The sequence below is a fragment of the Ruegeria sp. BG6 genome (assembly GCF_056538465.1).
In genome coordinates, this window is sequence record NZ_JBQFTB010000013.1 from 101,125 (window position 1) to 116,405 (window position 15,281).

Consider the following 15,281-nt stretch of genomic DNA (forward strand, 5'->3'; position numbering starts at 1 on the left):
AAAGTGGAGCCCGGTTTTGCGTCCGGGATTGCGACCATGAAAACCGTGTTGGTGTCTGCGGTTGCCCTGATCGATATCGAGGGCCGGGTGCTGCTGGCGCAGCGCCCGGAAGGCAAATCCATGGCCGGTCTGTGGGAGTTCCCCGGCGGCAAGATCGAACCCGGCGAAACCCCCGAGGCCGCGCTGATCCGCGAATTGCACGAAGAACTGGGTATCGACACCTGGGCGTCCTGCCTGGCCCCACTGACCTTTGCCAGTCACAGCTATAGTGACTTCCATCTGCTGATGCCGTTGTTCGCCTGCCGCAAATGGCAGGGCATCCCGCAGTCGAAAGAAGGGCAGGCGTTGAAATGGGTCCGCGCGAATGATTTGCGCAGCTACCCGATGCCTGCGGCGGATGTGCCGCTGATCCCGATCCTGCGGGACTGGTTATAAGTGGAATGCAAAGGGCATTCAGGGTGATCAGTCTGGATGACGGGAACGTGGACCTGGCAGCTGTTTCTTTTCGCAAATGGTCAGCACAAACTGCGCCCTTCTGGTAAACGACACCAAGCCGTCACACCCTAAAGGAAAATCCAGCAGATCGCATTGTGCCGACCCAGATCGAATGGCCCAACCGCAACTTTCCGATAGAGCGGTCAGACTCTGAGCAGGCCAAGCAAACGGCTTCACCGATGCGTCGGACACAAACGAGCAGTTGGACTCACGGTTTTCTCGCAATAAGCCAGTATGTTACGCCCAAGGCTAGGCCGATTGCCGCGTAACCAAGAAAGTACTGCGGCTCCAGATTCTTGTCGTCGAGCGTGATGATTTTTCGGGCGACCGCCATCAAGGCCGTCGCGACAACAAGCTTGATGTGGATGACGTCAGCGGTCAGATAGAGCGTGATATTTGTATAGATCTCTATCGCGATAAGAACGACCAATACAGCGCTAAAAACTGTAAGAAGGTCACTGACTTCCAAGATGTAGACAGGCGGTTCCAGCAACTTCTGAAATGTTGTGAAACCTGCGTCTATAATAGCCATCAGAATGATACCGAGCATGAGCACTGACAATGCTCTGACACCGTGGCGGATCATCCTGTTGCACCACCGAACGATGGCGTCTTCGTGATCGGGATCTAGTTCCACATGTGCCGGGATCGGTTTGTTATTTTCGCCACTCACTGTAATCTCCAATTCCGTGTTCGTTCACCAGCGTGAGATATTTCATACAGTTGCACCACTCGCCTCGGCTTTGACGGAACTTTTCCATGAAAGGGAATTGGTTTTCCAGTCCGATCTGTTGGTCGTCACAACGCCCCGTCGATAGCTCCCGGAAAACTTTGAAGCGGTATCAGCCGGTCTGCTGGATCTGTCCGTGTGCCAACGGCCCGTTTTCCGCCCCGCTTTTCCCGGAGGCATAATTTCGTTGCCTGTACGTTTGGTACAAATCAGAAGATCACCACTCTACCCCTGTTACAATTCGTAAGAATTGAGAAAACATCAGGAAAAAGTTGACGCTGATTGTGCCCCTGTCCCAAATCGGGGCATTGGCGTTCGGACCCTGTTCCGGACCCGCCATTTCCGCCCCCTGGGAGAGGGGTCGGATGGGGAGGAGAAAAGATTGGCTCAGACGCAGTCGGGCGCCGAAGGGATGCAGTCTCTTCCGGCGCTGTTACACCGCAATGTGACCCGGTTCGGGGATGCCCCGGCCTATCGGGAAAAAGAATTCGGGATCTGGCAATGCTGGACCTGGGCAGAAGCGGCCCGGGAAATCCGCGCCATCGCGCTGGGTTTTCTGGAACTTGGCGTCGAGAAGGGCGACCATATCGCGGTGATCGGCCGCAACCGTCCGGCGCATTACTGGTCCATGGTCGCGGCCCAGATGGTGGGCGCGGTTCCGGTGCCTCTCTATCAGGATTCGGTCGCCGAAGAGATGGCCTATGTTCTGGAACATTGCGGCGCGAAATACGTCGTCTGCGGTGATCAGGAGCAAGTCGACAAGGTCATCGAAATCCAGGAAAAAATGGATCAGGTCAAACACATCCTCTATACCGACAAGCGGGGGATGCGGAAATACGACCACAGTCAGATGAACGCTTTGGCCGATATCATGGCCGAGGGCAGCGCCGGCCATGCGCGGTTCGATGAGGAACTGGACAAGCGCATCTCCGAGATCACCTATGACGACACATGCGTGATGCTTTACACCTCGGGCACCACGGGCAAGCCCAAGGGCGTGGTGCTGTCGAACCGCAACGTAATCGAAAGCGCCAAGAACTCGGCCGATTTCGATCATCTGACACGGAACGAAGACATTTTGTCGTATCTGCCGATGGCGTGGGTGGGGGATTTCATCTTTTCGATCGGTCAGGCCTATTGGTGCGGCTTCTGCGTGAACTGCCCTGAAAGCGCCGACACGATGATGACGGACCTGCGCGAGATCGGACCGACCTATTTCTTTGCCCCGCCGCGCGTGTTCGAGACCCAGCTGACCAACGTGATGATCCGGATGGAGGATGCGAGCAAACTGAAGCAGCGCATGTTCCACCACTTCATGGCTCATGCCAAGAAGGTCGGAGGCCTGCTGCTGGATGGAAAGCCGGTGGGTTTCGGCGACCGGATGAAATACGCGCTGGGCAATCTGCTGGTGTATGGTCCGCTGAAGGACACGCTTGGTTACGGTCGCTTTCGCGTCGGTTACACGGCCGGTGAGGCAATCGGACCGGAGATTTTCGATTTCTACCGCTCGCTGGGCATCAATCTGAAACAGCTTTACGGCCAGACCGAAGCGACGGTCTTTATCACCGTTCAGCCCGATGGAGAGGTTCGGGCCGATACGGTTGGCGTCCCTGCGCCGGATGTCGAACTGAAGATCGACGACAAGGGCGAGATTCACTACCGCTCGCCCGGTGTGTTCGTCGAGTATTACAACAACCCGGAATCGACGGCATCGACCAAGGATGCCGAAGGTTGGGTGGCGACCGGGGATGCCGGCTTTATCGAGGAAAGCAGCGGCCATCTGCGGATCATCGACCGCGCCAAGGATGTGGGCAAAATGGCCGACGGGTCCATGTTTGCGCCGAAATATGTCGAAAACAAACTGAAGTTCTTTCCTGACATTCTTGAAGTTGTCCTGTTCGGCAACGGAAAGGATCGCTGCGTGGCCTTCATCAATATCGACCTGACCGCTGTCGGCAACTGGGCCGAACGCAACAATGTGGCCTATGCGTCTTATCAGGAACTGGCGGCGCATCCCCGTGTGTTAGAGACGATTCGCGGCCATGTGGAAGAAGTCAACAAGTCCGTAGCCGCTGATGAGATGCTGTCGGGCTGCCAGGTACATCGCTTTGTGGTGCTGCACAAGGAACTAGATGCGGATGACGGTGAAATGACCCGGACCCGCAAGGTGCGGCGCGGCTTCGTCGAAGAGAAGTTCCACGACATCATCCAGGCACTTTATGACGGGTCCGAGAGCATTTCGACGACCACGGAAGTGACCTATGAGGATGGCCGCAAAGGCGCGATCAGCGCGACCTTGAAGATTGTCGATGCGCCGGTCGTGCCTGTCGCGCAGCACAAGGTGGCGGCAGAATGAGGGCCGGTCGTACGCCGCTCGACCTGCGGTCATCGCCCCGCCCGCCGTCCCGTTTTTCCAATCGTCAGGGAGCGACTGATGCTGGATAATTCCGAAGGATATGTCACCGAAGACGGCCGCAAGATCGGCGGTGTGGTGATGGAAATGAAGAACATCACCCTGCGCTTTGGTGGCGTGGTGGCGATCAAGGATATCTCGTTCGACATCCGTGAGGGCGAGATTCGCGCGATCATTGGGCCGAACGGGGCCGGTAAATCCTCGATGCTGAACGTGATTTCCGGGTTCTATGTTCCGCAGGAGGGTGAGGTCTGGTTCCACGGATCGAAACGCCCGGCGATGCGCCCCTACGAAGTGGCGCGTCAGGGCATTGCGCGCACGTTCCAGAATATCGCCCTGTTTGAGGGGATGAGCGTGCTGGACAACGTTATGACCGGCCGTCTGAACTTCATGAAGACCAACGTCCTTCAACAGGCGTTCTGGAAGGGTAAGGCCGAGGCGGAAGAGGTCGAGAACCGCGAGGCGGTCGAGAAGATCATCGACTTTCTTGAAATTCAGCACATCCGAAAGACGCCCGTGGCGCGCTTGCCATACGGTTTGAAAAAACGCGTCGAGCTGGCCCGTGCGCTGGCTGCGGAGCCCAAACTGTTGCTGCTGGATGAACCGATGGCGGGCATGAATGTCGAAGAGAAAGAGGACATGAGCCGCTTTATCCTCGACGTGAATGACGAGTTCGGCACCACGATTGCCCTGATCGAACACGACATGGGCGTGGTGATGGACCTGAGCGACCGGGTGGTCGTGATGGATTACGGCAAAAAGATCGGAGACGGCACACCCGACGAGGTGCGCAACAATCAGGAAGTTATCGACGCCTATCTGGGGGTCAGCCATGACTGAAGCCTTGGCAGAATTGGGGAGGGGCTGACATGCCTGAACAACTCGTATTTGCGATGGAGGTCATCCTCAACGGTCTGATGGCCGGGGTGCTTTATGCACTGGTCGCGCTGGGCTTTGTGCTGATCTACAAGGCGTCCGGGATTTTCAATTACGCGCAAGGGGTTATGGCCCTTTTTGCGGCGATGACACTGGTCGGGATCATGAACGGTCAGGTGCCCTTTGCGCATCTGATCAACGCGATCTTCGGCACCCATGTCCACTATTTCGGCTGGAATGTGCCAGCGTTGCTGGCGATCATTCTGACAATGGCAGTGATGGTCTTGCTGGCCTGGGCGGTGCAGCGGTTCGTCATGCGCCATCTGGTCGGGCAGGAGCCGATCATTCTGTTCATGGCGACCATCGGTCTGGCCTATTTCCTTGAAGGCGTGGCCGACCTGATGTGGGGATCCGAGATCAAGACGCTGGATGTTGGCCTGCCGCAGGGTATCAACCTGTGGATTGACGAGACGACGTTCAACATCTTCGATTACGGCTTTTTCATCGACAATCTGGATATCGTGGCGACGGTCATTGCGGCGCTGCTGGTCGCGGCGCTGGTGGCCTTCAGCCAGTACACCAAACAGGGCCGGGCCATGCGTGCCGTTGCGGATGATCACCAGGCCGCGCTGTCGGTCGGCATTTCGCTGAACTTCATCTGGGTCATGGTCTGGTCGGTGGCCGGATTCGTGGCACTGGTCGCAGGGATCATGTGGGGCACCAAGTCCGGCGTGCAGTTCTCATTGTCGCTGATCGCGCTCAAGGCGCTGCCGGTGTTGATGCTGGGCGGGTTCACCTCGATCCCCGGCGCGATCGTGGGCGGGCTGATCATCGGTGTGGGAGAGAAGCTGTTCGAATTCGCGATCGGCCCGATGGTGGGCGGCGCGACCGAGAACTGGTTCGCCTATGTTCTGGCGCTGATCTTCCTCGTGTTCCGGCCTCAGGGTCTGTTCGGTGAGAAGATCATCGAAAGGGTTTAGGTCGTGCAGAAGCTGATCGCCATCATTAACGTCATCGCCTGGGCCGGGTTCTGGGCCTTCGGCTACATCGCGATCACAGCCGAGGGGCTGACAGACGGCCAGTTGATGATCGCCGCGATCCTGGCGTTTGCCGGTCTGGTGACGGGCGTGCTGGCCTATATGAAACTGGTGCGCAACACCGAGCAGAGCGGTTACGCCAAGTCTTCAAAACAATTGGACGCTGCGACCCGGAACCGGGCGCAGGAAGAATGGGGAAAGTAAGACATGTTCTATCGTGAAGCCGGGGACTTCAAAGTCTCGTACGTGGATGACAGCCAGACTTTCCCGATCAAGTTTGATCGGTACCGCTACTACGTGGTGCTGGCGGTGGCGTTCGGGATCATTCCGTTCATCATCAACGATTATTGGGCCAACGCGCTGCTGTTGCCGTTCCTGATCTACGCAATTGCGGCCATCGGGCTGAACATTCTGGTGGGCTATTGCGGGCAGGTATCGCTGGGGACCGGCGGGTTCATGGCTGTGGGCGCATATGCCTGCTACAAGCTGATGACGGCCTTTCCCGATGTCAGCATGTTCATCCATGTCCTGCTTGCCGGAGGCATTACGGCCATCGTGGGTGTGCTGTTCGGTCTGCCTTCGCTGCGGATCAAAGGGTTCTATCTGGCGGTGGCCACGCTGGCGGCGCAGTTCTTTCTGGTCTGGCTGTTCAACCGGGTGCCGTGGTTCTACAACTATTCCGCTTCGGGTCAGATCAATGCGCCCGAACGTGATGTGTTCGGCATCATCATCACGGGGCCGAATGCTCCGGCCTGGGCGACCTATCTGTTCTGCCTGATCTTCCTGACGGTCAGCGCGCTGATTGCCCGCAACCTGACGCGCGGCACCACCGGGCGCACATGGATGGCGATCCGCGACATGGACATCGCAGCCGAGATCATCGGGGTGAACCCGCTGAAAGCCAAGATCAGCGCCTTCGCCGTCAGTTCGTTCTTTGTGGGCATCGCTGGTGCGCTGTTCTTTGCGGTCTATCTGGGCGCGGTCGAAGTGGGCGAGGTGTTCGGCATCCAGAAGTCGTTCCTGGTGCTGTTCATGGTGATTATCGGCGGATTAGGCTCTATTTTCGGATCCTTTGCCGGGGCTGCGTTTCTTGTGCTGTTGCCGGTGGTTCTGAAGGTTGTCGGGGTCGACGTTTTGGGCTGGCCCACCGATATCGTGGCGCATCTTCAGCTTGTGATCGTCGGTGCGCTGATCATCATGTTCCTGATCCTGGAACCACACGGGCTTGCGCAGCTGTGGCGCGTGGCCAAGGAAAAGCTCAGACTCTGGCCGTTCCCGCACTAAACGGAACCGGCCCAATCATAAGACGGGTGCAAAGCCCGAAACCGCATCGGAATAACCAAGGGAGGAAACACCCGATGAACAAGAAACTGGCAACTATGGCGCTGGGCGCTCTGATGGCCGCAGGGCCCGCTTTGGCGGATCTTGTGATCCCGGACCTCAGCTATCGCACAGGGCCTTATGCTGCGGGCGGTATTCCGTTCTCGGACGGCTACAACGACTATTTCACTCTGTTGAATGAGAGGGATGGCGGTATCGGCGGTGTTCCCGTTCGTGTTGTCGAATGCGAGACCGGCTACAACACCGAAAAAGGTGTGGAATGCTATGAATCGACCAAGGGCGAGGGCGCGCTGATCTATCAACCGCTGTCGACCGGCATCACCTATCAGCTCATCCCGAAAGTGACGGCCGATGACATTCCGCTTCACACCATGGGATATGGCCGGACTTCGGCCCGCAACGGCAAGGTGTTCAGCCATGTCTTCAACTATCCCGCCAATTACTGGGACGGGGCCTCGGGCGCGGTGAACTATCTGCTGGAAGAAAATGGCGGTGATCTGAACGGCAAGAAAATCGCGCTGGTCTATCACAACTCGGCCTACGGCAAAGAGCCGATCCGCACGCTGGAAGAGCTGTCCAAGAAGCACGGTTTTGAACTGTCCACGCTGCCGGTCGATCACCCCGGTCAGGAGCAAAAGTCGCAATGGCTGCAAATCCGCCGCGAAAAGCCGGACTACGTTCTGATGTGGGGCTGGGGCGTGATGAACCAGGTCGCAATCCAGGAAGCCGCGAACATCCGTTTCCCGATGGAAAACTTCATCGGCGTCTGGTGGTCGGGTGCGCAGCATGACGTGCTGCCCGCAGGTGACAAGGCGAACGGGTACAAAGCCGTCACCTTCCACGCGGTCGGTAATGATTTCCCCGTATTCGATGACATCAAAACGCATGTTGTCGATGCCGGTAAGGCCGCAGGCGCGGGCGATCAGGTCGGTACCGTTCTGTACAACCGCGGTCTCTATTCCGCGATGCTGGCTGCCGAGGCGATCAAGGACGCGCAAGAGGCCAACGGAACCGGCGACGTCACACCGGGCATGGTGCGTGACGCGATGGAGAACCTCAACATCACCGAAGAGCGTATGGCCGCACTGGGCATGCCGAACTTTGGCCCGACCTTCCAGGTGTCGTGTGACAACCATGGTGGCCCCGGCCTGATCGGTGTGTCCCAATGGGATGCCGGCACCAAGACCTGGAGCCTGATTTCCGACTTCAAGCCAACCGATGGCGAAGTGATCGGCGCGCTGGTTGCGGAAGATTCAAACGCGTACGCGGCTGAAAATAACGTCGCACCCCGCTGCGAATAAGAGAAGACTCCGCGCCCCGGAGCGATCCGGGGCCGCCAAACAATCGGAGCGGCGGCGCGCCTGCCGCTCCTGATGAACCGCCCCGGATGGGGCAGGCATGAGGAAACACGCTGATGCTGGATGCGGCACAAACCACTGACGTGCAGGCGGAAACCCTGCTGGAAGTCAACAATATCGAGGTGATCTACAACCATGTGATCCTCGTGCTGAAAGGCGTCAGCCTGACTGTGCCCAAGGGCGGCATCACGGCCTTGCTGGGCGGCAATGGTGCAGGCAAGACGACGACGCTAAAGGCGGTGTCGAACCTGCTGCATTCCGAACGGGGCGAGGTGACCAAAGGTTCCATCAAATATCGCGGAACCAGTGTTCACGAAAGCGATCCGGCCGATCTGGTGCAGAAAGGCGTGATCCAGGTGATGGAGGGTCGCCATTGCTTCGAACACCTGACGGTCGAGGAAAACCTGCTGACCGGTGCCTATACCCGCAAGGATGGCAAGGCCGCGATTCAGCAGGACCTTGAGCTGGTCTACACATATTTCCCCCGCCTCAAGGAACGCCGCCGAAGCCAGGCCGGTTATACCTCGGGTGGCGAGCAGCAGATGGTTGCGATGGGACGGGCGCTGATGTCCCGGCCCGAGACAATCCTGCTGGACGAACCGTCGATGGGACTGGCGCCGCAGCTGGTCGAAGAGATTTTCGGCATTGTGAAGGATCTGAACGAGAAAGAAGGCGTGTCCTTCCTGCTGGCCGAACAGAACACCAACGTAGCGCTTAGGTTTGCGCATTACGGATACATTCTGGAATCGGGTCGCGTCGTGATGGACGGCCCCGCCGCAGAATTGCGCGAAAACCCGGATGTAAAGGAATTCTATCTCGGCATGTCGGACGAAGGCCGCAAGAGCTTTCGGGACGTGCGCTCTTATCGCCGCCGCAAGCGGTGGCTGTGAGCGGATGGAGGATTTGGCGATGACTTACTTCGATGCACTCGAAACCCGCTCGGCCGATCAACGTTTGTCTGATCAGACCCAGGCATTGCGCGCGCAATTGCAGCGGGCGAAATCGGCACCGGGATTTGCGGCTCATTTTGCGGATGCGGATGTCGACGCGGTTGCCACGATCGAGGATCTGGCGAAACTGCCGGTTTTGCGGAAGTCCGACCTGACACAGGGGCAGGCCGCACGTGCGCCATTTGGTGGGTTTACGGTAAAACCGGCGCGTCATTTCCACCATGTGTTTCAATCACCGGGTCCGATATACGAACCGGGCAGCACGGATCACGACTGGTGGCGCATGGGCCGGTTTCTGCACGCCGCCGGAGTCGGGCCCGGAGACATCGTGCAGAACTGTTTTGGGTATCATCTGACACCAGCCGGAATGATCTTTGAAAACGGCGCGCGGGCCGTCGGCGCTGCCGTGTTGCCAGCGGGCACCGGCCAGACCGAGCTTCAGGTCACTGCTGCCCGTGATATCGGATGCACCGCATATGCGGGAACGCCCGATTACCTGAAAGTGATCCTGGATAAGGCTGACGAGATGGGCGTTTCGCTGAATTTCTCGAAGGCGGTTGTGGGCGGGGGTGCGCTGTTTCCCTCATTGCGGCAGGACTATGCCGACCGGGGTATTTCCTGCCTGCAATGCTATGCCACGGCGGATTTGGGCAACATCGCCTATGAAAGTGCCGCGATGGAAGGGATGATCATCGACGAACATGTCATCGTCGAGATCGTCACCCCCGGCACCGGAATTCCGGTTGCACCCGGCGAGGTTGGTGAGGTTGTGGTCACGACTTTCAACCCGGATTACCCGCTGATCCGCTTTGCCACTGGTGACTTGTCGGCCATGATGCCGGGCCAGTCCCCCTGCGGGCGGACAAATACCCGCATCAAGGGCTGGATGGGCCGCGCCGATCAGACCACCAAGATCAAGGGCATGTTCGTGCGTCCGGAACAGGTTGCGGCGCTGGTGGACAAGCACGAGGAAATCGTCAAAGCCCGCGTGATTGCAGCCCGGCAGGGCGAGATGGACATGATGACGGTTCAGATCGAAAGCCCCTGCGAAAACGATGCGGCCTATGCCAAATCGGTCGTCGAGGTCCTGAAGCTGAAGGGCGCGGTCGAGGTGGTGGCACCCGGCTCGCTTCCCAAGGATGGGCTGGTGATCGAGGATCAGCGCGTCTACGAATGACGCATCGGAACAGTCTGCGGCAGTAAGTGCCGCAGAATTGTTGCCCCGCCTACTGGCTTTTCCGAGCGTTTTGGTCAATGAAAGACCAAACCTGCGCATTTGCCACTCATTAGCCGGGACAATGGCCGAAATAGAGTATTCAGAACACGGATCCCGCAACCGCGGCGTATTGGGCACCAGGCTTGTTGGCGGGGTCGCTCTTTTTGTGGCTGCGGCCTGTCTGCTGCCGATGGTGGCGGTTGTCCTGGCGGCCGCAACCGGTGGTACGGCCACGATCTCGCATCTGATGTCCACGGTTCTGCCCGGATACGCGCTGACCACGGCGGTTCTGGTGGTCCTGGTTTCGGCGGGGACCTTTTCGATCGGTGTCGGGGCGGCGTGGCTTGTGACCATGACACGCTTTCCCGGTGTGCGACTTCTCGAGATCGCTCTGGTTCTGCCCCTGGCCTTTCCGGCCTATGTTCTGGCTTATGCATACACCTTCATCCTGGATCACCCCGGCATTGTTCAGACCAACCTGCGGCAGATAACGGGTTGGGGGCCGCGCGACTACTGGTTCCCCGAAATCCGCTCGACCGAAGGCGCGGCGGTCATGCTGATCCTGGTACTGTATCCCTATGTATATCTGCTGGCGCGCGCGGCGTTCATACAGCAAAGCGGCTCGGCCTTTCTGGCGGCCCGGGCTTTGGGCAACAGCCCGTGGATGGCATTCTGGCGCGTGTCCCTGCCGATGGCGCGCCCGGCGATTGCTGGCGGTGTTCTGCTGGCAGTGATGGAGACCATTGCCGATTTTGGAACAGTCGCCTATTTCGGCGTTCAGACTTTTGCCACCGGGATCTATACAAGTTGGTTTTCCATAGGCGACCGCGCCGCAGCCGCTCAACTGGCCCTGTGCCTGCTAGGGTTCGCGCTGCTGATGGCCGTGGCCGAACGGACCCAGCGCGGCAAAGCCAAATACTATCAGGCCGGTAAAAGCCACGCCGCGCTGCCAACAGCACACTTGAAAGGCTGGCAGTCGGTCGGGGCATTTGTTCTGTGCATCATTCCGGTCGTCCTGGGTTTTCTTCTGCCGGTGATCATACTGGTGCAGATGGGGATGGCCTCAGAACAGAACCTTCTGTCGCGGCGCTATATCGGGTTCATCCAGAACTCGCTGACTTTGGCCGGTGTTGCCGCAGTGGTGACCGTGTTCGCCGCCATTTGCGTGGGCTTTTATCAGCGCCTGAGACCGGGGCGCGTCTCGTCAGCGGCGGCTTATTTGGCGCGGCTGGGATACGCGGTTCCGGGCGGTGTCATTGCGGTCGGTCTGATCGTGCCCTTTGCCGGGTTCGACAACGCGCTGGACGCGTGGATGCGCAAGACCTTCGATATTTCGACCGGGTTGCTGATCACCGGTTCGATCTGGTTGCTGGTCGCGGCCTATATGGTGCGGTTTCTGGCCGCCGCGCTCAGCGCCTATGAAGGCGGACAAAGCACGGTTCACGCAAATATGGATGCCGCGTCGCGGTCTTTGGGCCAGACGCCGCTGGCGACGCTGCGGCGGGTGCACCTGCCGATTCTGACGCCATCGCTGCTGACCGCGCTGCTGATCGTGTTTGTCGATGTCATGAAGGAACTGCCCGCGACGCTGATCATGCGGCCCTTCAACTTCGACACGCTGGCAGTGCAGGCTTACAGATTGGCGTCTGATGAGCGGCTGGAAGGGGCTGCCGTACCCTCGCTTGTGATACTGGCTGTTGGATTGTTGCCGGTTATCCTGATCTGCCGGCAGGTTGGCCGCAGGTAACAGGTTCAAGGCAAAATGAACCAGCGTGTCTGCCTCGGGGTTGATTAAAATAGAATTTCCGGCAAGGCTGAGAGTATGAACATGCAGCCACCCAGCGGGTTTTCTGCCAGCCCGGCTCAGATGCCAGTCGCTTTTGACCGGCGCGAGATGACCCAGATCCTGTCTGTTTATGGCCGAATGGTCGCCGCCGGAGAATGGCGCGACTATGGCATTTCAAACCTACGGGATACGGCAGTTTTTTCGATCTTCCGACGCACGGCCGAGCATCCGATCTATCGGGTGGAAAAACACCCCCGCCTTCGGCAGCGGCAAGGAATGTACTCAGTCATTGGCATGGACGGTCGCATTCTGAAGCGCGGGCATGACCTGCGCACCGTGCTGCGCGTGCTTGAGCGGAAGCTGATCCGGGCGGTTGACCCGGATTAGAGCCTTTTATGAGACGTAACCGGCCCGTCGCCTTGTTCCCGGATACGGGCAATGGCCCGATCCATCGGTTCATATACGACCGCCATATCGTGGGCGTTGGCGTGCAGCAGCATGTTGTCGCCGCTGACCCAGGCCACATGTCCTTTCCAGAATAACAGATCGCCCCGTTTTGCGGGTGCATCCTGTGGTACCATGTGTCCCAACGCCCTTTCCTGATCGCCACTGTCACCGGGGCAGGCAATGCCACAGGCCAGCAACCCGGCCTGAACAAGACCCGAGCAATCCAGGCCAAACCGGCTGTTGCCACCCCAAAGATAGGGTGTGCCCAAAAACAGTTCGGCTACGGCAACCGGGTCATTCACTGTGTCGGAAATCGTGGTGGCGTGGGTGGACGGAATGAACCCCAGCTCGGTCTCAAGAAACCCGTTTTGCTTGGAAAGAGCCTGAACCTTGCTGCCAAAACTCAGCGATGCCCGATCCGCGCTTTTGATGTCCGTCCGCTCATAGGCATGAGTCGATGGGGCCGTGATCCAGTGGGTCGGTGACGCCTCGGGCCCCAAACGGTCTGTCGCAACCCAGCCCTGATATCCATCCTTGTCCGAGGAGACGCGGTTCCACCCTTCCCGGTTTTCAAGGATCTCTACCGTATCACCATACAGCAATTGACGGTCGCGCGGTCCATTGGGTTGGCGCAGAAGGTCAACAACCGGTTCGATCACGCGAAGACGGCTCATAGGTCCAACAACTCCGGCAACGCGGCCAGCAAGGCCCGAGGGCCTTGTCCAAGGCCACCTTTGCTGCGTCCCGGCTCCTTGGCGCGTTGCCATGAATAGATGTCAAAATGCATGTAGCGACTTTGGCCTGCAAAGCGTCGCAGAAACAAGGCCGCAGTGATCGAACCTGCGAACCCGCCCGATGGGGCGTTGTCCAGATCTGCTATGCCGGGTTCGATCAAGGCTTCATAGGGTTCGTGGAACGGCATCCTCCAGACGGGATCCGCCGCTAACCGCGCCGCGCCGGTCAGGATTTCCGCCGCGCCATCGTCATCGGTATAGAATGGAGCCAGATCCGCTCCGACCGCAACGCGCGCCGCGCCGGTTAGCGTGGCCATCGAGATCAGCAGGTCCGGCTGCCCCTCATCCGCCAATGCCAGGGCATCGGCCAGAACCAGCCGCCCCTCTGCATCGGTGTTGTTGATCTCGACGGTCAACCCCTTGCGTGAGGTCAGGATGTCGCCGGGACGGAATGCACTACCCGAAACCGCGTTTTCCACGGCAGGGATCAAGACCCGAAGCTGTAGCGGAAGGTTCAGGGACATGATCATGCGGGCCAGACCCAGCACATTGGCCGCCCCGCCCATATCCTTTTTCATCAGTCCCATTGCCGCCGCCGGTTTCAGATCCAACCCACCGGTATCGAAACAGACGCCTTTGCCCACCAGTGTCAGTTTGGGGCCGCTGGTGCCCCAGTTCACTTCGATCAGCCGAGGTTCCTGCGCGGCGGCACGACCGACAGCGTGGATCATTGGAAAGTTGTTTTCCAGCAGAGCGTTGCCTGCGATCACGTTGCAAGAGGCCCCAAAGTCCTGCGCGAGCGTTTCCGCGGCGGCCTGCAACTGATCCGGTCCCATGTCGGACGCGGGCGTATTGACCAGATCCCGGATCAGCGCCTCGGCGGCGGCGATCGCTTCAATCCGTGCGCTATTCAACCCGTCGGGTGCAACCAGCGCAGCACCAACAGGGGACTGGCTGGCGTAGCGATCAAATGTGTATCCGGTCAAAAGCCAGCCAAGGCTTTCTGTGTCCAGCGCATCCTCGGGTACACCTGACGCTATGCGGTAGTTGCCCTGGGGCAACGCTTCGGCCGCGGCCGCCAGAGGAAAGCGTTTGCGCGCCCGCGTGGCGCCCGTTCCGTATCCCGCAACTGCGCAGCCCGGTACACCATCAGTGTCCGGTATCAACAGGGCCTGACCCAAAGCACCGGTGAAACCGTTGACGGCAATCCATGATTGCACTTTCGCGCTCTGGCTTTTAAGCCAGTCCTCCAGCCGGGATTGTTCGATCACATGAAGCGGCAAGGACGGTTCAGAGGCAGGTGCAAAGGACAGGGTCATAGGGTTCTCGGCTGGCTCGGTTCGCGCCCAGACTAGCCACCGGACGCGCGCCTGCAACCCCCGTCAAACGGAAAGATCCTGCTGATCCCAAATTGCCGTCAGCGACCGCTCGCCCACACGGATCAGACGGCACAGCGTCGCCCCCGAGGCAACGACGTCCCCGGCATCGACTGTCCGGGCCACATCATTTGCCACATGGGCCAGCGCGGTCATTCCGATCTGGTCGGCAATCGCCACCAGTGATCTGGCGCATTTGCGCAGATCGGCCCAGTTGCGTTGCCGCCAGAAACGTTCGCAGTTCGAAAGCCGCACGGCCAGTTCTTCAACGGTTCGGCACATGACATCCAGCGCGTTCTTGTCACCAAGTTGACGGCACAAGCCGCCAATGCGATCCGGATCCAGCCGCACGGATTCCGTGTGCTCCAGCGTGATTACCTTATCCACCACGTTCACCCCTATGTTCATGCCCCCACGGCACGGGCAGAGAATGGGCCCCATAATCCTTGCAAAACCTTGCAATGGGTCGGGAAAGTTCTTCGAATTTATGTTGAATTCCGTTTGCGTGGCGCGGCAAAGTCA

Annotated in this window: 15 protein-coding genes; 11 read left to right on the forward strand and 4 right to left on the reverse strand. The window is 59.0% G+C overall.

All coding sequences use genetic code 11. From position 1 onward, the window contains the following. Positions 1-36: 36 nt before the first annotated feature. Positions 37-435 carry an 8-oxo-dGTP diphosphatase MutT gene (gene mutT, locus ACR0JW_RS19365; RefSeq protein ID WP_170612653.1) on the forward strand — a complete coding sequence of 133 codons (399 nt, stop codon included), beginning with the start codon at positions 37-39 and terminating at the stop codon, positions 433-435. A gap of 268 nt (positions 436-703) precedes the next feature. Here mutT and ACR0JW_RS19370 read toward each other — a convergent pair whose 3' ends face one another. Continuing rightward, on the reverse strand, positions 704-1,168 hold the full coding sequence (locus ACR0JW_RS19370) for a phosphate-starvation-inducible PsiE family protein (protein ID WP_480523117.1): 465 nt from the start codon (positions 1,166-1,168) through the stop codon (positions 704-706). A gap of 469 nt (positions 1,169-1,637) precedes the next feature. Between ACR0JW_RS19370 and ACR0JW_RS19375 the strand changes: the two genes are divergently transcribed. From ACR0JW_RS19375 to ACR0JW_RS19420, 10 genes are all read left to right on the forward strand, one after another. Next, positions 1,638-3,581, forward strand: a complete 1,944-nt coding sequence (locus ACR0JW_RS19375) for an AMP-binding protein (RefSeq protein WP_170613143.1) — start codon at positions 1,638-1,640, stop codon at positions 3,579-3,581. Positions 3,582-3,659: 78 nt separating this feature from the next. Then, complete coding sequence (locus ACR0JW_RS19380) at positions 3,660-4,478, forward strand: ABC transporter ATP-binding protein (protein WP_170680230.1); 819 nt, start codon at positions 3,660-3,662, stop codon at positions 4,476-4,478. Positions 4,479-4,507: 29 nt separating this feature from the next. Beyond that, entirely contained in the window at positions 4,508-5,494 is a 987-nt protein-coding gene (locus ACR0JW_RS19385) for a branched-chain amino acid ABC transporter permease (RefSeq protein ID WP_170612647.1), read from the forward strand. 3 nt (positions 5,495-5,497) lie between these two features. Then, positions 5,498-5,755, forward strand: a complete 258-nt coding sequence (locus tag ACR0JW_RS19390; RefSeq protein ID WP_170612645.1) for a hypothetical protein — start codon at positions 5,498-5,500, stop codon at positions 5,753-5,755. 3 nt (positions 5,756-5,758) lie between these two features. Continuing rightward, the gene (locus ACR0JW_RS19395; RefSeq protein WP_170612643.1) at positions 5,759-6,835 is read left to right on the forward strand and encodes a branched-chain amino acid ABC transporter permease; all 1,077 of its coding nucleotides are present in this window, start codon (positions 5,759-5,761) and stop codon (positions 6,833-6,835) included. 74 nt (positions 6,836-6,909) lie between these two features. Next, a complete protein-coding gene (locus ACR0JW_RS19400; RefSeq protein ID WP_170612641.1) occupies positions 6,910-8,193 on the forward strand; it encodes an ABC transporter substrate-binding protein in 1,284 nt (427 codons plus the stop codon). A 113-nt stretch (positions 8,194-8,306) separates the two neighbouring features. Then, complete coding sequence (locus ACR0JW_RS19405; RefSeq protein ID WP_170612639.1) at positions 8,307-9,140, forward strand: ABC transporter ATP-binding protein; 834 nt, start codon at positions 8,307-8,309, stop codon at positions 9,138-9,140. Between the two features lie 19 nt (positions 9,141-9,159). Then, complete coding sequence (locus tag ACR0JW_RS19410; protein ID WP_480714328.1) at positions 9,160-10,377, forward strand: phenylacetate--CoA ligase family protein; 1,218 nt, start codon at positions 9,160-9,162, stop codon at positions 10,375-10,377. Between the two features lie 121 nt (positions 10,378-10,498). Then, positions 10,499-12,163 (forward strand): ABC transporter permease, encoded by a 1,665-nt coding sequence (locus ACR0JW_RS19415; RefSeq protein ID WP_170680236.1) that lies wholly within the window; start codon positions 10,499-10,501, stop codon positions 12,161-12,163. Between the two features lie 75 nt (positions 12,164-12,238). Further along, positions 12,239-12,589, forward strand: coding sequence for a DUF2794 domain-containing protein (locus ACR0JW_RS19420; protein ID WP_170680238.1), 351 nt, complete (start codon positions 12,239-12,241; stop codon positions 12,587-12,589). On the opposite strand, the gene ACR0JW_RS19425 is transcribed toward ACR0JW_RS19420, so the two are convergent. From ACR0JW_RS19425 to ACR0JW_RS19435, 3 genes are all read right to left on the reverse strand, one after another. Then, the gene (locus ACR0JW_RS19425; RefSeq protein WP_170680240.1) at positions 12,586-13,323 is read right to left on the reverse strand and encodes a C40 family peptidase; all 738 of its coding nucleotides are present in this window, start codon (positions 13,321-13,323) and stop codon (positions 12,586-12,588) included. The two genes, ACR0JW_RS19420 and ACR0JW_RS19425, sit on opposite strands and share 4 nt — an antisense overlap. After that, entirely contained in the window at positions 13,320-14,702 is a 1,383-nt protein-coding gene (locus ACR0JW_RS19430) for a leucyl aminopeptidase family protein (protein WP_480714329.1), read from the reverse strand. Before ACR0JW_RS19430 ends, ACR0JW_RS19425 begins: the two co-directional genes overlap by 4 nt. A gap of 63 nt (positions 14,703-14,765) precedes the next feature. Next, positions 14,766-15,155 carry a hypothetical protein gene (locus tag ACR0JW_RS19435; RefSeq protein ID WP_170680313.1) on the reverse strand — a complete coding sequence of 130 codons (390 nt, stop codon included), beginning with the start codon at positions 15,153-15,155 and terminating at the stop codon, positions 14,766-14,768. Between the last annotated feature and the right edge of the window lie 126 nt (positions 15,156-15,281).